Annotated in this window: 17 protein-coding genes; 13 read left to right on the top strand and 4 right to left on the bottom strand. The window is 72.8% G+C overall.

Annotated elements, in window-relative coordinates:
• Positions 1 to 244: 244 nt before the first annotated feature.
• Complete coding sequence (locus tag FF041_RS29590; protein WP_323393078.1) at positions 245 to 1108, top strand: tetratricopeptide repeat protein; 864 nt, start codon at positions 245 to 247, stop codon at positions 1106 to 1108.
• A 91-nt stretch (positions 1109 to 1199) separates the two neighbouring features.
• On the opposite strand, the gene FF041_RS29585 is transcribed toward FF041_RS29590, so the two are convergent.
• Entirely contained in the window at positions 1200 to 2480 is a 1281-nt protein-coding gene (locus FF041_RS29585) for a DUF1015 domain-containing protein (protein WP_153525640.1), read from the bottom strand.
• 68 nt (positions 2481 to 2548) lie between these two features.
• Between FF041_RS29585 and FF041_RS29580 the strand changes: the two genes are divergently transcribed.
• A complete protein-coding gene (locus FF041_RS29580; protein WP_153525639.1) occupies positions 2549 to 3577 on the top strand; it encodes an HAD hydrolase-like protein in 1029 nt (342 codons plus the stop codon).
• Positions 3578 to 4004: 427 nt separating this feature from the next.
• On the top strand, positions 4005 to 4811 hold the full coding sequence (locus tag FF041_RS29575) for an ABC transporter ATP-binding protein (RefSeq protein ID WP_153525638.1): 807 nt from the start codon (positions 4005 to 4007) through the stop codon (positions 4809 to 4811).
• A 50-nt stretch (positions 4812 to 4861) separates the two neighbouring features.
• On the opposite strand, the gene FF041_RS29570 is transcribed toward FF041_RS29575, so the two are convergent.
• Positions 4862 to 5209: an SCP2 sterol-binding domain-containing protein gene (locus tag FF041_RS29570; RefSeq protein ID WP_153525637.1), complete on the bottom strand. Its 348-nt coding sequence runs from the start codon at positions 5207 to 5209 to the stop codon at positions 4862 to 4864.
• A gap of 42 nt (positions 5210 to 5251) precedes the next feature.
• Between FF041_RS29570 and FF041_RS39495 the strand changes: the two genes are divergently transcribed.
• The 5 genes from FF041_RS39495 to FF041_RS29545 all read left to right on the top strand — a co-directional run bounded on the left by FF041_RS39495 (position 5252) and on the right by FF041_RS29545 (position 11028).
• Entirely contained in the window at positions 5252 to 5611 is a 360-nt protein-coding gene (locus tag FF041_RS39495) for a hypothetical protein (protein ID WP_228388712.1), read from the top strand.
• A gap of 7 nt (positions 5612 to 5618) precedes the next feature.
• Positions 5619 to 6434: a TlyA family RNA methyltransferase gene (locus FF041_RS29560; protein ID WP_323393070.1), complete on the top strand. Its 816-nt coding sequence runs from the start codon at positions 5619 to 5621 to the stop codon at positions 6432 to 6434.
• Positions 6431 to 7348 carry an NAD kinase gene (locus FF041_RS29555; RefSeq protein WP_153486648.1) on the top strand — a complete coding sequence of 306 codons (918 nt, stop codon included), beginning with the start codon at positions 6431 to 6433 and terminating at the stop codon, positions 7346 to 7348. Before FF041_RS29560 ends, FF041_RS29555 begins: the two co-directional genes overlap by 4 nt.
• Positions 7349 to 7598: 250 nt before the next feature.
• Positions 7599 to 9341: a DNA repair protein RecN gene (gene recN, locus FF041_RS29550; protein ID WP_194292216.1), complete on the top strand. Its 1743-nt coding sequence runs from the start codon at positions 7599 to 7601 to the stop codon at positions 9339 to 9341.
• Positions 9342 to 9951: 610 nt separating this feature from the next.
• Positions 9952 to 11028 (top strand): glycosyltransferase family 4 protein, encoded by a 1077-nt coding sequence (locus FF041_RS29545; protein WP_323393068.1) that lies wholly within the window; start codon positions 9952 to 9954, stop codon positions 11026 to 11028.
• Between the two features lie 596 nt (positions 11029 to 11624).
• Here FF041_RS29545 and FF041_RS29540 read toward each other — a convergent pair.
• Positions 11625 to 13253 carry a PucR family transcriptional regulator gene (locus tag FF041_RS29540; protein ID WP_323371232.1) on the bottom strand — a complete coding sequence of 543 codons (1629 nt, stop codon included), beginning with the start codon at positions 13251 to 13253 and terminating at the stop codon, positions 11625 to 11627.
• Positions 13254 to 13458: 205 nt separating this feature from the next.
• On the bottom strand, positions 13459 to 15261 hold the full coding sequence (locus FF041_RS29535) for a glycoside hydrolase family 15 protein (RefSeq protein ID WP_323371234.1): 1803 nt from the start codon (positions 15259 to 15261) through the stop codon (positions 13459 to 13461).
• Positions 15262 to 15730: 469 nt separating this feature from the next.
• Between FF041_RS29535 and FF041_RS29530 the strand changes: the two genes are divergently transcribed.
• From FF041_RS29530 to FF041_RS29510, 5 genes are all read left to right on the top strand, one after another.
• Positions 15731 to 17380 (top strand): CTP synthase, encoded by a 1650-nt coding sequence (locus FF041_RS29530; RefSeq protein WP_153525636.1) that lies wholly within the window; start codon positions 15731 to 15733, stop codon positions 17378 to 17380.
• 80 nt (positions 17381 to 17460) lie between these two features.
• A complete protein-coding gene (locus FF041_RS29525; RefSeq protein WP_153481646.1) occupies positions 17461 to 18099 on the top strand; it encodes an NUDIX domain-containing protein in 639 nt (212 codons plus the stop codon).
• 305 nt (positions 18100 to 18404) lie between these two features.
• Complete coding sequence (locus FF041_RS29520) at positions 18405 to 20474, top strand: tetratricopeptide repeat protein (protein ID WP_323393065.1); 2070 nt, start codon at positions 18405 to 18407, stop codon at positions 20472 to 20474.
• Positions 20475 to 20616: 142 nt separating this feature from the next.
• Complete coding sequence (ald, locus tag FF041_RS29515; RefSeq protein ID WP_323393073.1) at positions 20617 to 21732, top strand: alanine dehydrogenase; 1116 nt, start codon at positions 20617 to 20619, stop codon at positions 21730 to 21732.
• 497 nt (positions 21733 to 22229) lie between these two features.
• Positions 22230 to 23255: a ParA family protein gene (locus FF041_RS29510; protein WP_398700389.1), complete on the top strand. Its 1026-nt coding sequence runs from the start codon at positions 22230 to 22232 to the stop codon at positions 23253 to 23255.
• Positions 23256 to 23306 lie beyond the last annotated feature (51 nt).

Raw genomic sequence — 23306 nt, 5'->3', positions numbered from 1 at the left:
CGATCGTCGTGATGAGCGTCCGTCGTTCCGTCGTGACGACGACCGTGGCGACTACCGCGGCTCGCGTGACGATCGTGGTGGGCGTGACCGTGGGGGCCGTCCCTCCGGCGGCGGCTTCGGCCGGCGTGATGACCGGGGTGGCTTCGGCCGCCGCGACGACCGTGACCGGGACCGGCCCGACCGCGAGCCCATCAAGCGGCTGCCGATCCCCGAGGACGTCACCGGCGAGGAGATCGACAAGGATGTGCGGCAGGAGCTCCAGAGCCTGCCGAAGGGGCTGGCCGAGGATGTCTCCAAGAACCTCGTCATGGTCGCGAGGCTGATCGACGAGGAGCCCGAGGAGGCATACGGCTACTCCAAGGTCGCGCTGCGGCTCGCCTCCAGGGTCGCCGCCGTCCGTGAGGCCGCCGGATTCGCCGCGTATGCGACGCAGCGGTACACCGAGGCTCTGGCCGAGTTCCGGGCGGCGCGGCGCATGACCGGCAGTGTGGAGCTGTGGCCCGTCATGGCGGACTGCGAGCGCGGGCTCGGACGGCCCGAGCGGGCGCTCGCCATGGCCGGTGAGCCCGAGGTGCAGAAGCTCGACAAGGCCGGCCAGGTGGAGATGCGGCTCGTCGCGGCCGGGGCCCGGCGGGACATGGACCAGATCGACGCCGCCATTGTGACCCTGCAGAGCCCCGAGCTGGCCTCCAGCTCTGTGCAGCCCTGGACCGCGCGGCTTCGGTACGCCTACGCAGACGCGCTGCTGGCGGCCGGGCGCGAGGACGAGGCACGGGAGTGGTTCGCCAAGACGCTGGAGTCGGACAAGGACGGTGCCACCGACGCCTCCGACCGGCTGGCCGAGCTGGACGGAGTCGAGTTCGTCGACGCCATCGACGTGGCGTCCATCGAGGACGACGGCGCTGACCTGGTCGTCGAGGCGGAGGCATCCGACACGTCCGACGACACGTCCGACACCTCCGACGCGTCTGACGCGGCCGATGAGGCTGACACGTCCGACGTGGCCATCGAGGCTGCCGCTGCCGATGAGGCTGTCGAAGGCACCGAGGCTGCTGAGGTCACCAAGGCCGATGAGACCGATGAGGCCGAAGGCGACAAGAGCGAGTAAGTAGTGACGGGAAAGGGCGGTCTCCTTGAGGAGGCCGCCCTTTCCGCGTTCCGGGCCCAGTGTTCCGGGCCCAGTCCGGCGTGGGACCCGCTCAGTCCAGGGTGAGACTTCTGAGCACCAGCCCCGTCGCGGGCTTCGGGCCGAACGACGTCGACTTACGGGGCATGGTCACCCCCTGGCGGGCGAGATCCCTGACGACGTCCTCCCGTACCGGGTGCATCAGCACCGCCGTGCCGCCGTGGCGTTCCGCCTGGGTCACGGCCGCCTCCGTGTCATGGATATAGGCGATGTGCTCCGGTGCGTCGGGGATGCGCCAGAGCTCGTCCAGGATCGTGGAGTGGAGGACCGTGGCGTCCAGGGCCCGCCATGCCTCGGGGCGGTCGCCGCGTACCGTGCGGTCGAGGAGGGCGGGATCCGGGCGGTCGAGCAGATGGAACGCGCCGTCGCCCGCCAGCAGGAAGGCGTTGCCTTCGGAGCAGGCGTCCGCGAGCGCCGTCAGCGCCCGGGGGAGCGGGACCTCCAGGCGCTGGACGCGGAAGGCGTCGCCGAGGGCCGTGAGCGCGTCGGCCACCGGGAGACGGTGGAGCAGGCGGTGGATGGCCCGTACCCGCAGGGGGTAGCGGGCCGTGTCGATGAGCAGCACCAGACCGTAGTCCCAGGGGCCCGGCGACGGAGTCTCCTCGCGCAGCCGCAGATAGGCGGCCCAGCGGTGGTGGCCATCGGCGATGAGGGCCTGCCGGTCGGCCAGGTCGGCGTCGATCTCGGCGAGGTCCCCGGGGTCCGTGAGGGCCCACAGCCGGTGGCTGAAGCCGTCCTCGGTGGTGGTGGCGAGCAGCGGGGTGCGCAGTACGGTCCGTTCGATGACGGCGGTCGTCCCCGTCGTGCCGCCCGTGCTGCGGTAGGTGAGCAGCAGCGGTTCCAGATTGGCGCCGGTGGTGCGCAGCAGGGCGGCGCGGTCGGCCACGATGTCGGGCATCACGTCCTCGTGCGGCAGCACGATCCCCTCGGACGGTCCGGAGAGGGCGAGGGCGCCGATGACGCCGCGCTGGAGGATGTCGTCGTGGCGCTGCTCGTACACGTACAGCGCGGGTTCCGGGTCCTGGGCCAGGATGCCTTCGCCCAGCCAGCGGGAGAGGGTGTCGGCGGCTTTGCGGTGGCGGGCGGCGGGGGTGTCGGCCTGCGGCAGGATCAGCCGGACGATGTTGTGGGGGTCGGCGGATTCGAGGTGGTGCAGTCCGTCCGGCCTGACGACGACGTCATAGGGCGGTGAGGTCACGGCGGCGAGGGAGCCGACCTGCTCGGGGGCGTACCGCAGTCCGCGGAAGGGGAGTAAACGCAGGCCATCGTCGGCCGCAAGACCTTCGCTGTTCATCCGAGCATCGTATGCGCAGCCCCATGAGCGATGATCGGGGGAGTGTCAGCGACTGAGGGGCGAGAGGTATGAGTCGGCGGAGCAGGACCCGGCCGGGCGCGAGCGCGACGGCGCTGAGCGCGGCGTACGACACCGCGCTGCTGGATCTGGACGGTGTGGTGTACGCGGGCGGTGAGGCGATCGCGTACGCCGTGGACTCGCTCCTTGCGGCGCGGGACGGCGGGATGCGTCTGGCGTATGTGACCAACAACGCGCTCCGTCCGCCGCAGGCGGTGGCGGCGCATATCACCGAGCTGGGGGTGGCGACGGCTCCGGAGGACGTCATCAACTCCGCGCAGGCGGTCGCCCGGCTGATCTCCGAGCAGTTGCCGGCCGGGTCCCGGGTGCTGGTGATCGGCGGCGAGGGGCTGCGGGTCGCGCTGCGTGAGCGGGGGCTGGTGCCGGTGGAGTCGGCGGACGACGATCCGGCGGCGGTGGTGCAGGGCTATGGCGGTCCGGAGCTGCCGTGGGGGCGTCTCGCGGAGGCGTGTTACGCGATCGCCCGCGGGGTGCCGTGGTTCGCGTCCAACACCGATCTGACGATTCCCAGCGCGCGGGGGATCGCGCCGGGCAACGGCGCGGCCGTGGAGGTGGTGCGGATCGCCACGGGCGCGGAGCCCCAGGTGGCGGGGAAGCCGCTGCCGCCGATGCACCGGGAGACGATCCTGCGGACGGGGGCCGTGCGGCCACTGGTGGTCGGGGACCGGCTGGACACGGATATCGAGGGTGCTTTCAACGGCGGTGTGGACTCGCTGCTGGTGCTGACGGGGGTGACGGACGGGGCGCGGCTGCTGGCCGCGCCCCCGGAGCACCGGCCGACGTATGTGGACGCCGATCTGCGGGGGATGCTGACCGGCCAGCCCGAAGTCTCCGCCGGGGGCGGCGGGTTCGGGTGCGGGGGCTGGACCGCGTTCGTACGGGCGGGGGAGCTGGTCCTGGAGGGCGGCGGGGACGCCATGGACGGGCTGCGGGCGCTCTGCGCGGCGGCCTGGACCGACGCGGGCGACGGGGTCTGCGCCCTCGACGCGGGGAAGGCGCTGTCCCGGCTCGGGGTCTGATCCGGGGTGCCGGGTGCCGGGTGCCGGGTGCCGGGGCTCCGGCCCGGCGTTCGCGTGGCGCGCGGTGCAGGCGTACGAAGGGCTGGGCGGCGGGGCCGCGGCGCGCGGTGCAGGCGTACGGGCTCCGGCCCGGCGTCTGGCGTACGGGAGGCGGGGTGGCGGCCGTGCCGTGGCGCGATGCAGGCGTACGGGGGCCGGGCGGCGGTGCCATGGCGTCGCGGAGGGGCTCCGCCGACCTGGGAGAAGCGGGAAGGTAGGTTAACCTAACCTCGCATCGGCCGGCCGTGCGCAAGCCCGTCGCGGGGCCGGATTCCGCGCCGTGGTCCCCTGCCGCCGGTGTCGGCTCCGGCGCTGGTGCGCCGGGCGGGTCCCGCCCCGAATCGTTCCCTCCGACCCCGTGCGCACTCGATCCAGGAGCACCACCACGATGCAGCGTCTCACCGCGGAATCGGTCACCCTCGGCTACGACCGGCATGTCATCGCCGAGAAGCTGTCGGTGGAGATACCCGACCATTCCTTCACGGTGATCGTCGGCCCCAACGCCTGCGGCAAGTCGACGCTGCTGCGCGCTCTGTCGCGGATGCTGAAGCCCGCCGAGGGGCGGGTGCTGCTGGACGGTCAGACCATTCACTCGATGCCCGCGAAGAAGGTGGCGCGCGTCCTCGGGCTGCTGCCCCAGACCTCCATCGCACCGGACGGGATCACCGTCGCCGATCTGGTCGCCCGGGGCCGTTATCCGCATCAGGGACTGCTGCGGCAGTGGTCGCCGGACGACGAGCGGATCGTCCGGGAGTCGATGGAGGCGACCGGGGTGGGCGAGCTCGCCGAGCGCTATGTCGACGAACTGTCCGGCGGACAGCGGCAGCGGGTGTGGATCGCCATGGCGCTGGCGCAGCAGACGCCTTTGCTGCTGCTGGACGAGCCCACGACCTTCCTCGACATCCAGCATCAGCTCGAAGTGCTCGACCTCTGCGCGGAGCTGCACGAGACCCAGGGCCGGACCCTGGTGGCCGTCCTCCACGACCTCAACCGGGCCGCCCGGTACGCCACCCATCTCATCGCGCTGCACGAGGGCAGGGTGGTCGCCGAGGGCGCACCGGCGGATGTGGTGACGGCGGAGCGGGTGGAGCGGGTCTTCGGGGTGAAGAGCCAGGTCATCGAGGATCCGGAGTCGGGGACGCCGCTGGTCGTGCCGGTGGCGCGCAGGCGTGCGGCGGTGAGCCGTACGCCCTGAAGGGCCCTGACGGTCCTGGGCGGGGCCCGGCGACCCGGTGCGGCAGTGCGCTACAGCAGCGTCCGCAGCCGGAGCAGATCGCGGAATCCGGCCTCCAGCTTCACCCGGCCCGACGCCCACGCCTTCGCGAACTCCAGCTCGCCGTCGACCAGCGCCACCAGCTCGCCCCCGGTCATCGCGAGCCGGATCTGCGCCTTCTCGCGTGGGGGGCCCGGCTGAGTGTCCATCACCGTGATACCGCCGTCCTGAAGACGGCCGGTGAAGGTGATGTCCAGGTCCCTGATGTGACAGCTGAGGGATCTGTTGAGCGAAGTCGCGCCGCGTACGTCGTCGTTCGCCCGGGTGAGGTTGTCGCTGAGTCGCTGGAGTGCGCTGCGGCACTCGTCTGTCGTGGCCATTGTGATCGACGGTACCGCAGGGCTTCGCGGTAGCGTCTGGGCATGAGCGACTCGATGACGGCGGCGGAGCGCCCCGCGCCGGACTCCGCCCCATGGCAGCCGGCTCCCGAGGCGCGGGAGGCGGTGCCGCCGGATCCCGCCCAGGCGGCCCCTGAGGCGCGGGAGCCCGCCGCGCCGGGGCCGCTGGGAGTTGCCAGGACGCCCACCGGCGACGCCGGAGTGGACGCTCTGCTGGCGCGGCTGGCCGACGCCGACCGCCTCCCTGCGGACGCGCATCCGCAGGTGTATGAGGATGTACACCAGGGGCTGCGTGAAACACTTGCGGCGCTCGACGCGCGCCCGGGCCCCGTGCCCGTGTCCCGGGAGCCCTCGCCGTCACCCTCGTACGACCTCAGGAGCTGAACCGAACGTGGCAGGAGTCGCCCGCCGCCGTCTCGACGCCGAACTGGTACGCCGCAGCCTCGCGCGCTCACGCGAGCACGCGGCCCAGCTGATCGCCGCGGGGCGGGTGACCGTCGGCGGCAATGTCGCCACGAAATCCGCGACCCAGGTCGAGACCAGTGCCGCTGTCGTCGTCGCGTCCGACGACAGCGACCCCGAGTACGTCTCGCGCGGCGGGCACAAGCTCGCCGGGGCGCTGGCCGCCTTCACGCCGCTCGGGCTGAGCGTCGCGGGACGGCGGGCGCTGGACGCGGGAGCCTCCACCGGGGGCTTCACCGATGTGCTGCTGCGCGCCGGCGCGGCCCAGGTGGTCGCCGTCGACGTCGGCTACGGCCAGCTCGCCTGGTCGCTCCAGAGCGATGAGCGCGTCATCGTCAAGGACCGTACGAACGTCCGCGAGCTGACCCTCGAAGCGATCGACGGCACGCCGGTGGACCTGGTGGTGGGCGACCTCTCCTTCATCCCGCTCGGGCTGGTGCTGCCCGCGCTGGTGCGGTGCGCCGCGCCGGACGCCGATCTGGTGCTCATGGTCAAGCCGCAGTTCGAGGTGGGCAAGGAGCGTCTGGGCAGCGGCGGCGTGGTGCGCAGCACCGAATTGCGCAAGGAGGCGGTGGTGACGGTGGCCGGGCAGGCCGCGGCACTGGGGCTGGGTGTGCTGGGCGTCACTGCCAGCCCTCTCCCCGGACCCTCCGGAAACGTCGAATACTTTCTGTGGCTACGGGCCGGAGCGCCCGGGCTGGATCCGGCGGACGTCGACAGAGCAGTTGCGGAGGGACCTCGTTGACCACACCACCAGCGACCACACCGGCGCGCAGGGTATTCCTGCTCGCGCACACCGGCCGTCCGGCGGCGATCCGCAGCGCGGAGCTCGTCGTGCAGGGGCTGTTGCGCAACGGCCTCCAGGTTCGCGTACTGGAGTCGGAGGCCGCCGATCTGCCGCTGCCCTCTTCGGTCGAGACGGTCGCCGAGGCCACGCCCGGGGTGCTGGAGGGCTGTGAACTGCTGATCGTGCTCGGCGGCGATGGGACGCTGCTGCGCGGTGCGGCGTTCGCGCGGGCCTCCGGAGTGCCGATGCTCGGGGTCAATCTGGGGCGGGTCGGTTTTCTGGCGGAGGCGGAGCGGGACGACCTCGACAAGGTGGTCGACCGGGTCGTCTCCCGGGACTACGAGGTCGAGGAGCGCATGACCATCGATGTGGTGGTGCGCAGCAACGGCGACATCGTCCACCGCGACTGGGCGCTGAACGAGGCCGCCGTGCAGAAGGTGTCGCCCGAGCGGATGCTGGAGGTCGTGCTGGAGATCGACGGCCGGCCGGTCACCGGGTTCGGCTGCGACGGGATCGTCTGCGCCACGCCGACCGGGTCGACCGCGTACGCGTTCTCGGCCGGGGGCCCGGTGGTGTGGCCTGAGGTGGAGGCGCTGCTGATGGTGCCGATCAGCGCCCACGCGCTGTTCGCCAAGCCGCTGGTGACCTCGCCTGCTTCGGTGCTCGCCGTCGAGGTGCAGCCGCACACTCCGCACGGGGTGCTCTGGTGCGACGGCCGCCGGACGGTGGAGCTGCCGCCGGGGGCGCGGGTGGAGGTGCGCCGGGGGGCCGTGCCGGTGCGGCTGGCCCGGCTGCACCACGCGTCGTTCACCGACCGGCTGGTGGCCAAGTTCGCGCTGCCGATCTCGGGTTGGCGGGGCGTGCCGCGCTAGCGCGGTGCGGGGCGGCCGATATGTGCGCGAGAGCGCGGTGCGGGGGCGACTGGTCCTGTGCGGCGATGGGGCGGCCCGGGGATGGCCGGGCCGGTGCCTGCGGGCGCGGGGCCGGAGCGGCGGCGATCACCGGTTCGGGTGAGGATCTCCCGCGGCCGGCGGGCCGGCGCGGGCGGCCCCTGCGCTCGCCGTGCCCGGGGACGGGCGGGCGAGGGCGGGTCTGCGTCGCGCCGCGCGCCGGAAACCTCGTATGGTCGTGTCCGTGTTGGAGGAGATGAGGATACGGTCGCTCGGGGTCATCGACGACGCTGTCGTCGAGCTGTCGCCCGGTTTCACCGCGGTGACCGGCGAGACGGGCGCCGGCAAGACCATGGTCGTCACCAGTCTGGGGCTGCTGCTCGGCGGGCGGGCCGATCCGGCGCTGGTGCGGATCGGCGCCAAGGCGGCGGTGGTGGAGGGGCGGTTCGGTGTGCGCGCCGGCGCCCCCGCCGCCGTACGGGCCGAGGAGGCCGGGGCCGAACTCGACGACGGCACGCTGCTGATCAGCAGGACCGTATCGGCCGAGGGGCGCTCGCGGGCCCATCTCGGCGGGCGGTCGGTGCCGGTGGGCGTGCTCGCCGAGCTGGCCGATGAGCTGGTCGCCGTCCACGGCCAGACCGATCAGCAGGGGCTGCTCCGTCCGGCCCGGCAGCGGGAGGCGCTCGACCGGTACGCCGGCGGCGCGGTCAGTGTGCCGTACGCGGAGTACGCCACCGCCTACCGCAGGCTGCGGGCGGTCTCCGCCGATCTCGCCGAGATCACCACCCGGGCCCGTGAGCGGGCGCAGGAGGCGGATCTGCTGCGCTTCGGACTCGACGAGATCGCGGGCGCCGAGCCCCGGGCCGGTGAGGACGTGGAGCTGGCGGCCGAGGCCGAGCGCCTGGGCCATGCCGAGGCGCTCGCCTCGGCCGCGTCCTTCGCGCACACCGCGCTGGCGGGCAACCCGGAGGATCCCGAGGGGCTCGACGCCACCACGCTGGTCGGGAGCTCCGGGCAGGCGCTGGAGTCCGTACGCTCCCACGATCCGGCCCTCGCGGCGCTCGCCGACCGGATGGGCGAGCTCGCCATCCTCCTCGGCGACGTGGCCGGGGAGCTCGCGCGGTACGCGGACCGGCTGGACGCCGATCCACGGCGGCTGGCCGCCGTGGAGGAGCGCCGTTCCGGGCTGACCGCCCTGACCCGTAAGTACGGCGAGAACATCGACGCGGTGCTGGCGTGGGCGCGGGAGGGCGCGGACCGGCTCACCGAGCTGGACGGCGACGACGACCGGATCGGTGAGCTGACCGCCGAACGGGATGTGCTGCGCGCGGAACTCTCGGTGCTGGCGCAGGCGTTGACCGACGCGCGGACGGAAGCGGCGGCGCGGTTCGCCGGGGCCGTCACCGAGGAGCTGGCGTCGCTGGCGATGCCGCACGCCCGGGTGTCGTTCGCGGTCCGGCAGAGCGAGGACGCCGAGGGGGTGACGGTCGGCGGCCGGACGGTGGCGTACGGGCCCCATGGCGCCGATGAGGTCGAACTGCTGCTCGCACCGCATCCCGGCGCACCGGCGCGGCCGATCGCGAAGGGGGCGTCCGGCGGTGAGCTGTCGCGGGTGATGCTCGCGGTGGAGGTCGTCTTCGCCGGGACCGATCCGGTGCCGACGTATCTCTTCGACGAGGTCGACGCGGGGGTCGGCGGCAAGGCGGCGGTCGAGATCGGCCGCCGGCTGGCGAAGCTCGCGCGGACGGCGCAGGTGGTCGTGGTGACGCATCTGCCGCAGGTGGCGGCGTTCGCCGACCGTCAGCTGCTGGTGGAGAAGACCCATGACGGCATGGTGACCCGGAGCGGGGTCACGGCCCTGGAGGGCGAGGACCGGGTGCGCGAGCTGTCGCGGATGCTGGCCGGGCAGGAGGACTCGCAGACCGCGCGGGCCCATGCGGAGGAGCTGCTCGCGTCGGCGCGGGGGCATCTGTAGACCGGTGCGGGCCCTCGGGGGTCCGCACCGCCGCGCTGCGGGCCGGGTGCTTGAACCGGGACCGGGCGAGGGGCTGGCGGATCGGTGCGGATCGCGACGCCGACGCCGACTCCGATGGCGGAGGGCCCTCGTGCCCTGCCGCGACGCTCCGCTGACCGGGACCGGGACCGGGACCGGGACCGCCCGGCTCCGGCCGGCCCGGTGCGTCGTCGTCGGCTCGCCGGTCGCTGCGCCGGGCCGCTGAGCGATTCCTGATCAGCCGCACCACGCCCGCCTCGCCCGCGGGTCTGGCGCCGCGTCTCTCCCCGTGGCCCTGCGGTCACGGGTGGGGGTGCCCCAGGGGCGGAGCCTGGGGAGTGCCCCCAGCGTCGTCGTCGGTCGCCGAATCCCCCTGTGCCTTGCGGCACGGGTGGGGGTCCCCCCGTGCCGAGCCCAGGGGGAGCCCCGGCCAGAGTGCGCGAGCCCGGCCCGATCCATCGGACGGGGCCCGGCGGCGAAGGGCGCGAGCGCAGCGTTCGTTCACCCATGTGAGTGATACCGGGGTGGAGAAGCCCCGGTCCGGCCACCAGGGCGTTGCCGGAACGCACGTACGGACTGGCATCCTTGGCGGGTGACACAGCTGCGTACGGTCCAAGTGCTGGGCGGCGGCGGCGCGGGCAGCAGCGCCCACGTCCGATCACTGGCCGCGGGGCTGGTGGCGCGGGGGGTGCGGGTGACCGTGTGCGCCCCGGCCGAACTGGAACACGTCTACGACTTCCCCGGGGCCGGGGCCCACTTCGCGCCCGTGCCCGGACGCAGCGATCCGGCGGCCGTCGGCGCGCTCCGCTCGGTGTGCGCGACCGCGGACCTGGTGCACGCGCACGGGCTGCACGCGGCCGTGCGGGCCGCGCTGGCCCTGAGCGGGCTGCGGATACCGCTCGTCGTCACCTGGCACACCCGTGCGCCCCACGGCGGGGCGCGCGGACAGCTGCTGAGGCTGCTGGAACGGAGATCCGCGCGGGCGGCGGAGGTCGTCCTCGGCACCTGCTCCGAGCTGGTCGACCGGGCCCGTCAGCACGGCGCCCGGGACGCGCGGCTGGCGCCCCTCGCGGCGCCCGTGCCGCCGGGGCGCCCGGGCCCGCCGGCCGCCCTGGCGAAGGCGGGGCTGGGGGCGGCGGACCGTCCGCTGGTGCTGGCGGTGGGCAGCCTGACGCCGGAGCGGGGTTACGCGACGCTGCTGGACGCGGCCGAGTGGTGGCGGCAGCTGGATCCGGTGCCGCTGGTGGCGATCGTGGGGGAAGGGCGCGAGCGGGCCGCGCTGGAGCGGCGGATCGCGGCGGAGGGGCTGCCGGTGCGGCTGCTGGGCCGCCGCGACGACATCGCCGAGCTGCTGGCGGCGGCGGATGTCGCGGTGCTGCCGAGCCGCTGGGAGGCCAGGTCCCTGCTGGCGCAGGAGGCGCTGCGACGGGGCGTGCCCCTGGTCGCGACGGCGGTGGGCGGGGTGCCCGAACTGGTGGGGGAGGCCGCGGAGTTGGTGCCGTACGGGGACGCGGAGGCCATGGCGCGGGCGGTGGCCGGGCTGCTGGGCGACGAGGCCAGGCGCGCGGAGCTGGCGGCGGCGGGCCTCGCGCAGTCGGCGGGGTGGCAGACCGAGGACGAGACGGTGGAGCAGATGCTGAGCGTGTACGACGAGCTGGTGGGGCGCTGAGCGGGGGCCTCGGGCGGGCCGTCGAAGTCCCGTCCGCCCGGCGGGGGCTGTGCGCCCGGAGGGCTGGGGAGTGTCGTCGAAGTAGCGTCGTCCGCCCGGATGGGGGTCCCCCGGGCGAAGCCCAGGGGGAGGGTCCGGCGGGGTCTGGTGCATGGGGTCTCCCCAGGCCCGCAGGGCCTGGGGAGACGGATCGCAAGGCGGAGGATGGGGGTCCCCCCGGGCGAAGCCCAGGGGGAGAGCCACTGCGGTGGGGGCACCCCCGTGCCGCCAGGCACAGGGGGCCACCGGCGACCGACGACAACGCTGGGGTCCCTCCCGTGCCCGCAGGGCTACGGGGGAGAGCGTGCGTGCCAGGGCACGGCGGACAGACGGGACTTTGAAGACACGACCCAGGGGGGAGGACCTTCAGCCTTGTCGTCGGTCGCCGTTGCCCCCTGTGCCCTCGGCACGGGTGGGGGTGCCCCCGGGCGAAGCCCAGGGGGGAGTGCTCCCACCCTTCGCCTGCGGCCCTCCCCCGTAGCCCTCCGGGCACGGGCAGCGCCCCATGAGGCCCTGCGGGCCCGGGGAGACCCCATGCACCAGAGGACGACGCTCCCTCACGGCACATGTCTCCTGGCGCGCAGCGCCAGGCTCAGGGCCAGCACGGTCTGGGGGTCGTCCAGGTCGGTGCCGAGGAGTTCCGAGATGCGGGCCAGCCGGTTGTAGAGGGTCTGGCGGTTGAGATGGAGTTCGCGGGCCGTCTCCGCCTTGCGTCCCGCGTGGGCGAGAAAGGCTTCCAGGGTGGGCAGCAGCGGCGGGCGGGACACGGCGTCATGGTCCCGCAGGGGGCCGATCGCGCGGTCCACGAAGGCCGCCAGATCCGGCTGGTCCCGCAGCCGCCACAGCAGCAGCTCGGTGTCCAGCCGGCGGGCGTCGTACCAGGGCCGGTCGGTGAGGCCCTCGGCAGCCGACGCCGTCTCCGCCGCGTGGCGCAGCCCCGCCGACGCCGCCGCCCAGCCGCCCGCCATGCCCACCACCACGACCGGCGGATGGGCCCCCGCGCGCTCCAGACCCGCCCGTTCCACCCCGGCGCGCAGCGCCGTCGCCACCCGGTCCGCGATCGCCGGCCGCTCGGCCTCCGAGCGCAGGCCCACCAGCAGCGGCACCCGGCGTTCGACCGGGCGTACCCCCAGCAGCACCGGCGCTCCCACCGCCGAGAGCTCCTCCAGCACCGCGTGCGCCAGCGGCGCCCAGCTCCCCGAGGACGGGGCGAGCCGCATCACCACCGGCAGCAGCGGGCCGTCCCCCGGTCTGAAGCCCAGCACCCGCGCCTGTGCGGGGGCGTCGTCCGCGCTGACGCGGCCCTCGGCGAGATCGGTGAGGAAGTCGCCTCTGCCCCGGGCCGCGAGCTCCTCCTCCTGGCGTGCCTGCATCAGGACCACCGCCAGCAGTCCCGCCGCGCGCTCGGCCGCCATCCGGTGCACCGCCGGCAGCGGGCCGCCGATGGAGGGCAGCACCAGCCGGGCGCGTACGGACGCCGCTCCCCGCCCGCCGCCGGGCACGTCCACCAGTGCCGTCCCGGCCGGCGGCGACTCGCGTACGGCCCGCTGGCCGCGCAGCCCCTCCCAGATCTGGAGCGGATCGGCCCCGGCCCGCCCGGACGCCGGGCCCGCCGCGTACAGCAGCTGTCCGTCCGGTGTCTCCAGGAAGACCGGGTTGGCGGTGAAGTCGGCGAGGATGCGCAGGACCTGGGGGACTCCGCCGCCGTCGAGGAGCACCTCGGTACACCGCCGGTGGACCTCTTCGGCCCGCCGCAGCAGCGCGTAGTGTCCGTTGACGATCTCGGTGTGGATCTCCTCCGTCACGGTGACGAAGGGGACCTCGCGGTGCAGCTGCACCAGCGGCAGCCCCGTCATCCGCGCCGTGTCGACGATCGCGGCGGGCAGTCTGCTGAAGCGCGGCCCGAGCTCCACCACCAGCGCCGCGATGCCCCGGTCCGCGAGCTGCCGGACGAAGGCCCGCTGCTCGGCGGGGCGGGCGCCCAGGCCCAGACCTGTGGTGAGCAGCAGTTCGCCGCCCTTGAGCAGGGAGGCGATATTGGGCACCTCGCCCGCGTGCACCCAGCGCACCGTCCGCTGGAGCCGTTCCGCGCCGGCGACGACCTCCGGGAGTCCCGAGCGCAGCCCGGGCAGCTCAAGCGCCCTGCGTACGGTGATGCCGCCCTGGGGTTCTCCTCGGGTCTCCACTGAACCTGCCGCCTCGCGCTTCACTCGGTCCGTACGGGAGTACGGGCTTGTGACGCTACCCGGCGGGGGCGCGGACGCCCGTCGTCAGGGCCGCGCGGGCGTCCCCCGGAGCCGGAGCCGGAACCGGAGCCGTCGCCGTCCCGGTCCAGGACTCCCGCCGGTGGTCATGGCCACCGGCGGGACGACGCTGCTTCGACGCCGCGCCCTATCCTCCGTACGCCCCCGACGCGGTCAGCCGCAGGGCGGTGTCGATCAGCGGAACATGGCTGAACGCCTGCGGGAAGTTCCCCACCTGGCGCTGGAGCCGGGGGTCCCACTCCTCGGCCAGCAGCCCGAGGTCGTTGCGCAGGGCCAGCAGCCGCTCGAAGAGCTTGCGGGCCTCGTCCACCCGGCCGATCATCGCCAGGTCGTCCGCCATCCAGAACGAGCAGGCCAGGAACGCGCCCTCGTCGCCCGCCAGTCCGTCGACTCCGGCGTCCTCGCCCGCGGTCGGATAGCGCAGGATGAAGCCGTCCTCGGTGGACAGCTCCCGCTGGATCGCCTCGATGGTGCCGATGACCCGCTTGTCGTCCGGCGGCAGAAAGCCCATCTGCGGGATGAGCAGCAGTGAGGCGTCGAGCTCCCTGGAGCCGTACGACTGGGTGAAGGTGTTCCGTTCCTTGTCGTAGCCCTTGTCGCAGACATCGCGGTGGATGTCGTCGCGCAGTTCCCGCCACCGCTCCAGCGGGCCGTCCGCGTCACCGGACTCGATCAGCTTGATGGTGCGGTCGACGGCGACCCAGGCCATCACCTTGGAGTGCACGAAGTGGCGGCGCGGGCCGCGCACCTCCCAGATGCCCTCGTCGGGCTCGGTCCAGTGCTTCTCCAGGTACTGGATCAGCCTCAGCTGGAGGAGCGAGGCGTAGTCGTTCCGCGCCAGGCCCGTCATATGGGCCAGATGCAGGGCCTCGGTGACCTCTCCGTACACATCGAGCTGGAGCTGATGGGCCGCGCCGTTGCCGACGCGTACGGGGGAGGAGTTCTCATAGCCGGGCAGCCAGTCGAGCTCGGCCTCGCCGAGCTCGCGCTCGCCGGCGATGCCGTACATGATCTGGAGGTTCTCCGGGTCGCCCGCCACCGCGCGCAGCAGCCACTCGCGCCAGGCGCGGGCCTCGTCGCGGTAGCCGGTGCGCAGCAGCGAGGAGAGGGTGATCGCGGCGTCGCGGAGCCAGGTGTAGCGGTAGTCCCAGTTCCGTACGCCGCCGATCTCCTCCGGGAGGGAGGTGGTCGGGGCGGCGACGATGCCGCCGGTGGGCGCGTAGGTGAGGGCCTTGAGGGTGATCAGCGAGCGGACCACCGCCTCACGGTAGGGGCCGTGGTACGTACAGTGCTCGACCCAGTCGCGCCAGAACTCCTCGGTGGCCTCCAGCGACCCCTCGGGCTCCGGGAGCGCGGGCGGCTGGTGGTGCGAGGGCTGCCAGCTGATGGTGAAGGCGTACCGCTCGCCGGGGGCGACGGTGAAGTCGGAGTAGGTGGTGAGATCCTCGCCGTAGGTCTCGGTCTCGGTGTCCAGCCAGACGGAGTCGGGTCCGGCGACCGCCACGGTCCGTCCGTCGACCTTGTGGACCCAGGGCACCACCCGGCCGTAGCTGAAACGCATCCGCAGCGCGGAGCGCATCGGCACCCGCCCGCTGACGCCCTCCACGATCCGGATCAGCTGAGGGGCGCCGTCGCGCGGCGGCATGAAGTCGGTCACGCGGACCGTGCCGCGCGCCGTGTCCCACTCGGATTCCAGGATGAGGGAGTCGCCGCGATAGCGGCGCCGGTCGGCCGCGGGCGGCTCGGCGTGTTCGGGATGGGCGGGGCCCACCCGCCAGAATCCGTGTTCGTCGGTGCCGAGCAGCCCGGCAAAGACGGCATGGGAGTCGAAGCGCGGCAGACACAGCCAGTCCGCCGTGCCGTCCCGGCAGACCAGTGCGGCGGTCTGCATGTCCCCGATGAGTGCGTAATCCTCGATGCGCCCGGCCACGTGCATCTCCAGTCGAACGGCCACGTCCGCCCCTCGGGGCGCTTACTAGCGGTCAAGGGTCGCTGACGAGCCTAGGCTCGGGTTGAAGTCGGGGATATCGCTTTTGGCCTGTGTCACCCGTCGCCCACCACCACCTGCTCAAATGAGCGCGCCCCTGCGCGTTGCTCGGTAAAGCGAGTGTCCGAGCAGGATACGACGCACCGGGGGGTTCCGCGTGGTGGTCTCGACAACCGGGCTGTGCCGAACGGGTGGGCCAAGAGTGAACCGCTGGTGAGGCGAGGTGACAGAGTGATCGCGCGTGGCCGGGCGCGGGCCCCGGCTGTCGCTGATACCCTGGTACCCCGTGGACCGGTGGCCGGCCTGTGTGACGCAGGAGCCCCGCAACCGCAGCGACGGCGACCCCCGGATGACCGGGAGGACCCGCCGGTACGCACCTCACCCTCGCGACCACGGGAGCCCCCTCTTGGCGATGCCGCCCAAATCCATGACGACCAAGCACATCTTCGTCACCGGGGGTGTCGCCTCCTCCCTCGGCAAGGGCCTGACGGCCTCCAGCCTGGGTGCGCTGCTCAAGGCTCGGGGCCTCAGGGTCACGATGCAGAAGCTCGACCCCTATCTGAACGTCGACCCGGGCACGATGAACCCCTTCCAGCACGGCGAGGTGTTCGTCACCAACGACGGTGCCGAGACCGACCTGGACATCGGTCACTACGAGCGCTTCCTCGACGTCGATCTCGACGGCTCCGCGAACGTCACCACCGGGCAGGTCTACTCCCAGGTGATCGCCAAGGAGCGGCGCGGCGAGTACCTGGGCGACACCGTCCAGGTCATCCCGCACATCACCAACGAGATCAAGCACCGCATCCGCCGGATGGCGACCGACGACGTCGACGTCGTGATCACCGAGGTCGGCGGCACCGTCGGCGACATCGAGTCGCTGCCGTTCCTGGAGACCGTCCGCCAGGTCCGCCACGAGGTCGGCCGGGACAACGTCTTCGTCGTCCACATCTCGCTGCTGCCCTACATCGGCCCCTCCGGCGAGCTGAAGACCAAGCCGACCCAGCACTCCGTCGCCGCCCTGCGCAACATCGGCATCCAGCCCGACGCCATCGTGCTGCGCGCCGACCGCGATGTGCCGATCGCCATCAAGCGCAAGATCTCCCTGATGTGCGATGTGGACGAGGCGGCCGTCGTCGCGGCCATCGACGCCAAGTCCATCTACGACATCCCCAAGGTCCTGCACACCGAGGGCCTGGACGCCTATGTCGTCCGCAAGCTCGATCTGCCGTTCCGCGATGTGGACTGGTCGACCTGGGACGATCTGCTGGACCGGGTGCACAACCCCGACCACGAGGTCACCGTCGCGCTGGTCGGCAAGTACATCGACCTGCCGGACGCCTATCTCTCGGTGACCGAGGCGCTCCGCGCCGGAGGCTTCGCCAACCGGGCGCGGGTGACGGTCAAGTGGGTCACCTCCGACGACTGCAAGACGCAGGCCGGGGCCGCCCGCCAGCTCTCCGACGTGGACGCGATCTGCATCCCCGGCGGCTTCGGCGACCGGGGCGTCAGCGGCAAGGTCGGCGCGATCCAGTACGCCCGCGAGAACAAGATCCCGCTGCTCGGCCTCTGTCTGGGCCTCCAGTGCATCGTGATCGAGGCGGCCCGCAACCTCGCGGGGATCTCCGACGCCAACTCCACCGAGTTCGACGCCGCCACCGTCCACCCGGTGATCTCCACCATGGAGGAGCAGCTCGCCTATGTGGAGGGCGCGGGCGACCTCGGCGGCACCATGCGGCTCGGCCTCTACCCGGCCAAGCTCGCCGAGGGCTCCATCGTCCGCGAGGTCTACGGCGACCAGCCGTATGTGGAGGAGCGCCACCGCCACCGCTACGAGGTGAACAACGCCTACCGCGCCGAGCTGGAGAAGAAGGCGGGCATCGTCTTCTCCGGGACCAGCCCCGACAACAAGCTGGTCGAGTACGTCGAGTACCCGCGCGAGGTGCACCCCTACCTGGTCGCCACCCAGGCGCACCCGGAGCTGTGCTCCCGCCCGACCCGCCCGCACCCGCTCTTCGCCGGTCTGGTGAAGGCCGCCGTGGAGCGCAAGTCGGGTCAGTGACGCCCACGCGTTAACGTTGATCGGGGTACGGGCCGGTTCATCGGTCCGTACCCCGATCTACTGCGGGAGGACCCCCACTCATGGACAGCGCCAGGGCCGTCGAGGACACCCCCGAGGAGTGGCCGGTCGTCGCGACCGCCACCCCCTTCCAGGGCAACAAGACCAGTGTCCGTACCGATGATGTGGTCATGCCCGACGGCTCGGTCGTCCGCCGTGACTACCAGGTGCACCCCGGGTCGGTCGCCGTCCTCGCCCTCGACGGCGAGGGCCGGGTGGTGGTGCTGCGCCAGTACCGGCACCCCGTACGGCAGCGGCTGTGGGAGATCCCGGCCGGACTGCTCGACATCCCGGGGGAGAACCCGCTGCACGCCGCACAGCGCGAGCTGTACGAGGAGGCGCACATCAAGGCCGAGAGCTGGCGGGTGCTCACCGATGTGTACACCACGCCCGGCGGCTGCGACGAGGCCGTACGGATCTTCCTCGCCCGGGAGCTCTCGACCGCCGAGGGCGAGCGGTACGAGGTCTCCGAGGAGGAGGCCGACATGGAGCAGGCCCGGGTGCCGCTGACCGAGCTGGTACGGGGCGCGCTCGCCGGGGAGCTGCACAACACCTGCCTGGTGGTGGGGGCGCTGTCGGCCGCCGCCGCGCTGGCCGGCGAGGGCTTCGACGCGCTGCGCCCGGCGGAGGCGCCCTGGCCCGCCCGCCCCTTCGACGCCTGATGGCCTTCGCCTGAGGACCTTCGAGGTCTGAGGACCTTCGCCTGAGGGCCTTCGACTCCTGATACGGCTCCCGATGCGGCTCCTGACGGCCGGCCGCCTTCATGCGCTCAGGGGAGCGCGGGCCTCCGCGCTTGGCCCGTTCGGATGCCCATCAGTCCGATGATCTTTCTATCGCACTGATCCGATCAGGCGATATGCCGGACATGCTCACACCGTTTCGTCGCAGAGAGTGAACTACGCTCGGAACGCCCGTACGGACCCGCTGCGGGCTCGTAGTGTGCGCGGACTGGACGGGAGCGTGGCCCGTGACGGATCAGGCGGTGGACTCGGACGACCGGCCCGGCGTGCCGCGGGGCCGGTTCTTCGGACGGCAGCGCGAGCTGAAGTCCCTTCAGGCCGACATCGAGCGGGCGGGCCTGGACACCATCGCGGGCCGCAAGGCCCCCCGGGCCCGGGTGCTGCTGATCGCCGGCCGCCCCGGCAGCGGACGGAGCGCGCTCGCCGGACAGCTCATCGGGCAGATCGCGGCCGGCTACCCCGACGGAGTGCTCTCCGCCCGGCTCACCGAGCCGGGCGGACGGCGCGTCCCCACCGAGGAGACCGCCCGGGAGCTGCTCGACGCGCTCGGCGTCCAGGGCCCGCCCGGCGCCGACGAGGACGAGCTCTCCCAGCTGCTGCGGGACACGCTCGCCGACCGCCGCGCCGTGCTCTTCCTCGATGACGCGGCCGACGCCGAGCAGGTCGATCCGCTGCTCCCCGACAACTGCGACTGTCTGGTCGTCGCGGTCTCCGGCGGCCCGCTGACCGGCATCCCCGACGTCCGGCCCTGCACCCTCGGCGGCATGGACCCCAAGGCGGCCATCGAGCTGCTCACCACCTACACCGGGTCCGTCCGGATCACCGTGGACCCGCAGGCCGCCGAGTCCGTCGCCGAGGAGTGCGCCGGGCTCCCCGCGGCCCTGGCCCTGGTCGGCGGCTGGCTGGCGGCCCGTCCGGTGCTCTCGGTCGCCGACGCCACCCGGCAGCTGCGGGCCCTGCCCGACGACGGCGAGCAGCCGAGGGCCGTCCGGCCGCTGGCCCGCGCCTTCCGGCTGCTGTACGAGTCCCTGCCGCCGTCCTCCGCCCGGCTGCTGCGGCTGCTCGCCCTCGCGCCCGCCGGGCTGGTCGACGCGCACACCGCCGCCGCGCTCGGCGGCTGCTCCGTGCCCGACGCCCAGGAGGCGCTGAAGGGGTTCGCGGCGGTCGGGCTGCTCCACCCGGAGCGGGACCGCCACCGGGTGCCGGGGGCCCTCGCCCCGCTGCTGCTCGCGCTGACCGAGACCGCCGACAAGCCCGCCGAGGTGCAGCTCGCGCGGGCCCGGATGCTGGAGCGGGCGGTACGGCTGCTCCAGTCCTGCCGTGCGATCACCGAGCCGGAGGGCTCGCCGGCCCGGGACGCGTTCGCCAGGATGCCGGCCGCCCTGCGGTTCGCGGATCCCGCCGCCGCCGGGGAGTGGCTCCGGTCACGGCAGTCGGCGCTGCTGGCCGCCGCGCGGGTCGCGGTCGAGGACGGCGAGCTGGACACCCTGGCCAGACGGCTGGTCTCCGCCCTGGTGCGGGCGCTGGCCGCGCACCGGGGCACCGAGGCGGCGGCCCCCGAGCTCTATGGGCTGCACCGGCTGGTGCTCTCGGTCGCCGAGCGCCGCGGACTCCACCGGGAGGTCGCCGCCGCCCTGCTCAATCTCGCCGATCTGGACGCGCGGACCGGGCGCACCGAGGAGGCGCTCGCCCGCTACCGGGCCGCGCTGGACGCCGGACGGGCCGCGCAGGACCCGTACGCCACCGGCCGCGCGATGGAATCCGTAGGCGGCGCGTACCAGGAGCTGGGCGACTGGCACCGGGCCGCCGACTGGTACGGCCGGGCGCTCGTCCAGCGCCAGGCCCGGGGGGAGCGTACGGACGAGGCACGGCTGTACGGGCGGCTGGGCGCCGTGCACACCTACGCGGGCCGGTACGGTGAGGCCCTGCGCAGCTGGCGTGCCGCGGTCGCGGGCTACCGCAGGGCGGGCGATCTGCCCGCCCAGGCCCGGGCGCTGAGCGAGGCGGCCCGGGTGCAGGAGTACGCCGGACGGCCGCAGGAGTCGCTCCACACCTGCCGGGAGGCGGTGGACTGGGCGCGGCGGGCGGGGGACCGCCGGCTCCAGGCGGCGCTCCAGTTGCGGCTGGCCGACACCCTGGAGCGCCTCGGCGATCCGGCCTCGGCCCGGCTGCACCGCGCGAGCGCCGACGGGCTTCTGGAGGTCGAGGACGCCCAGGACGCGGCGGCCGTACGGGGTAAGGAAGGCTCCAGCACCGGCTCAACCTACGAAATCCGTAGCGCCATGGCGGAAGATTAGTGGTTTGTAAGGCTAGACAGGGGGAATTCCTTCATTAAACTGGCTCCATTGCGCCATTTCCCTGGTGTCTACCGGTGTGCCGTGTGCGTCCGGTTATGTATGGAAAAACCCCCTATCCCCTGAGCCAAGGACCGTGATCGACGTGAAGGTCGGCATCCCCCGCGAGGTCAAGAACAACGAGTTCCGGGTGGCGATCACCCCCGCCGGTGTGCACGAGCTGGTGCGCAACGGCCATGAGGTCTTCGTCGAGCAGAACGCCGGAGTCGGCTCCTCGATCACGGACGACGAGTACACCGCCGCCGGTGCGCGCATCCTGTCCACCGCCGACGAGGTCTGGGCCACCGCCGATCTGCTGCTGAAGGTCAAGGAGCCGATCGCCGAGGAGTACCACCGCCTCCGCAAGGACCAGACCCTCTTCACCTACCTCCACCTGGCCGCCTCCCGTGAGTGCACGGACGCCCTGCTGGAGTCCGGCACCACCGCCATCGCCTATGAGACGGTCGAGACCGCGACCCGCGCGCTGCCGCTGCTCGCCCCCATGTCCGAGGTCGCGGGCCGCCTCGCCCCGCAGGTCGGCGCGTACCACCTGATGCGCTCGGCCGGCGGCCGGGGCATCCTCCCCGGCGGCGTCCCCGGTACGCACGCGGGCCGCGCCGTCGTCATCGGCGGCGGCGTCTCCGGCTGGAGCGCCGCTCAGATCGCCGTGGGCATGGGCTTCCACGTCACCCTGCTCGACCGGGACATCAACAAGCTCCGCGAGGCCGACAAGGTCTTCGGCACCAAGGTGCAGACGATCGTCTCCAACGCCTACGAGCTGGAGAAGGCCGTCGTCGAGGCCGACCTCGTCATCGGCGCGGTGCTCATCCCGGGCGCCAAGGCCCCGAAGCTGGTCACCAACGAGCTCGTCGCCAAGATGAAGCCCGGAAGTGTCCTTGTCGACATTGCGATCGACCAGGGCGGCTGCTTCGAGGACTCGCACCCCACCACCCACGCCGAGCCGACCTTCACGGTCCACAACTCGGTCTTCTACTGCGTCGCCAACATGCCGGGCGCGGTTCCGCACACCTCGACCTACGCGCTCACCAACGCCACGCTGCCGTACATAGTCGAACTGGCCAACCGCGGCTGGGCCGAGGCGCTGCGCCGCGACCCGGCGCTGGCGCTGGGCCTCAACACCCATGACGGCAAGGTCGTCTACGGCCCGGTCGCCGAGGCCCACGGACTGCCGCACACCGAGCTGACCTCGCTCATCGGCTGACGTCCGGCGACGGTCAACGCACACGTCAACATCGCGCCCCCGGCCGGATCTTGCCCAGCAAGGTCCGGCCGGACGTGTGTCCGGCAGCGCGCTCGGACGTTCAACTCGCCTTGAACGTAACCCTTCAACCGATTCGCACACCCCCGAAACCCCCCGGCCGACGCGGCTCCGGTCGGTCGTGCACCCTTGACAGAAGGGTGTTCCGTCGCCGACACATCGGGCCGGGTCCGGCGGATTGTGTTGCTGCGGAGCGGTGACACGCCATAGAGTCGCCAACCGTCGGCATGGTGCCACGCTGACCTATCGATAAAGTCCTGGTCACGTCCAAGGAGGTAAGACGACTTGTGAATGAGTCGACATTTACTCCCGGAGGTGGTCACGCGGTGTCGCCTGTACGGGGGCCCAGCAGGGCGACCGGGCTGGACGCTGTCGGCTCCGTAGCTGTCCGGACCTTCGCGACACGCCAGGACACCACGCACATGACGACAGCCCACACGATGAAGATGACGGACGGCCAACACGTGAACGCCACGGCCGGCAACGAGAGTGGCCGAGAGTCCACCCACTTCGCCGCCTACGAGGAAGTCCCCGAGGGGCACTTCTACGACCCCGACGCCGAATACGAGCCCGATCCCGAGTACGCGGCCACCCTCGCCCCCGACGCCGCGCGCCAGCGCCGCGAACGGATCGGCCCCACCGGTCGGCCCCTGCCGTACTTCCCGATCCCGGGACCGCTGACCGACCACGGCCCCGCGAAGATCATCGCGATGTGCAACCAGAAGGGCGGCGTGGGCAAGACCACGTCGACCATCAATCTGGGCGCGGCGCTCGCCGAGTACGGACGGCGTGTCCTGCTCGTCGACTTCGACCCGCAGGGAGCCCTGTCGGTCGGCCTCGGCGTGAATCCGATGGAGCTCGACCTCACCGTCTACAACCTGCTCATGGAGCGGGGCATGTCGGCCGACGAGGTGCTGCTGAAGACCGCGGTCCCCAACATGGACCTGCTGCCCAGCAACATCGACCTGTCGGCCGCCGAGGTCCAGCTCGTCAGCGAGGTCGCGCGCGAGTCCACCCTCCAGCGGGCGCTGAAGCCGCTGCTGTCGGAGTACGACTACATCGTGATCGACTGTCAGCCCTCGCTGGGTCTGCTCACGGTCAACGCGCTCACCGCGGCGCACAAGGTGATCGTGCCGCTGGAGTGCGAGTTCTTCGCCCTGCGCGGGGTCGCGCTGCTGACCGAGACCATCGAGAAGGTCCAGGAGCGGCTCAACCCCGAACTGGAGCTGGACGGCATCCTCGCCACGATGTACGACTCGCGCACCGTGCACAGCCGTGAGGTGCTGGCACGAGTGGTGGAGGCGTTCGACGACCACGTCTACCACACGGTCATCGGGCGCACCGTGCGCTTCCCGGAGACCACGGTCGCCGGAGAGCCGATCACCACCTACGCGTCGAACTCGGTCGGCGCCGCCGCCTACCGCCAGCTCGCCAGGGAGGTGCTCGCCCGGTGTCACGCCGAGTGAGTCTGCCCGGGGCCGACGAGCTGTTCCGGACCACCGGTGGGATGGCGCTCC

This window comes from Streptomyces jumonjinensis (assembly GCF_009600885.1).
Classification (GTDB): domain Bacteria; phylum Actinomycetota; class Actinomycetes; order Streptomycetales; family Streptomycetaceae; genus Streptomyces; species Streptomyces jumonjinensis.
This window is presented reverse-complemented; position numbering and strand designations above follow the sequence as displayed.

Excerpts from the sequence above, each read along its gene's own strand:
- FF041_RS29525 (WP_153481646.1), top strand. The coding sequence starts at position 17,461 with ATGGACAGCGCCAGGGCCGTCGAGGACACCCCCGAGGAGTGGCCGGTC.
- FF041_RS29575 (WP_153525638.1), top strand. The coding sequence starts at position 4,005 with ATGCAGCGTCTCACCGCGGAATCGGTCACCCTCGGCTACGACCGGCAT.
- FF041_RS39495 (WP_228388712.1), top strand. The coding sequence starts at position 5,252 with ATGAGCGACTCGATGACGGCGGCGGAGCGCCCCGCGCCGGACTCCGCC.
- FF041_RS29580 (WP_153525639.1), top strand. The coding sequence starts at position 2,549 with ATGAGTCGGCGGAGCAGGACCCGGCCGGGCGCGAGCGCGACGGCGCTG.
- recN (WP_194292216.1), top strand. The coding sequence starts at position 7,599 with ATGGTCGTGTCCGTGTTGGAGGAGATGAGGATACGGTCGCTCGGGGTC.
- FF041_RS29530 (WP_153525636.1), top strand. The coding sequence starts at position 15,731 with ATGCCGCCCAAATCCATGACGACCAAGCACATCTTCGTCACCGGGGGT.
- FF041_RS29585 (WP_153525640.1), bottom strand. The coding sequence starts at position 2,480 with ATGAACAGCGAAGGTCTTGCGGCCGACGATGGCCTGCGTTTACTCCCC.
- FF041_RS29510 (WP_398700389.1), top strand. The coding sequence starts at position 22,230 with ATGAAGATGACGGACGGCCAACACGTGAACGCCACGGCCGGCAACGAG.
- FF041_RS29570 (WP_153525637.1), bottom strand. The coding sequence starts at position 5,209 with ATGGCCACGACAGACGAGTGCCGCAGCGCACTCCAGCGACTCAGCGAC.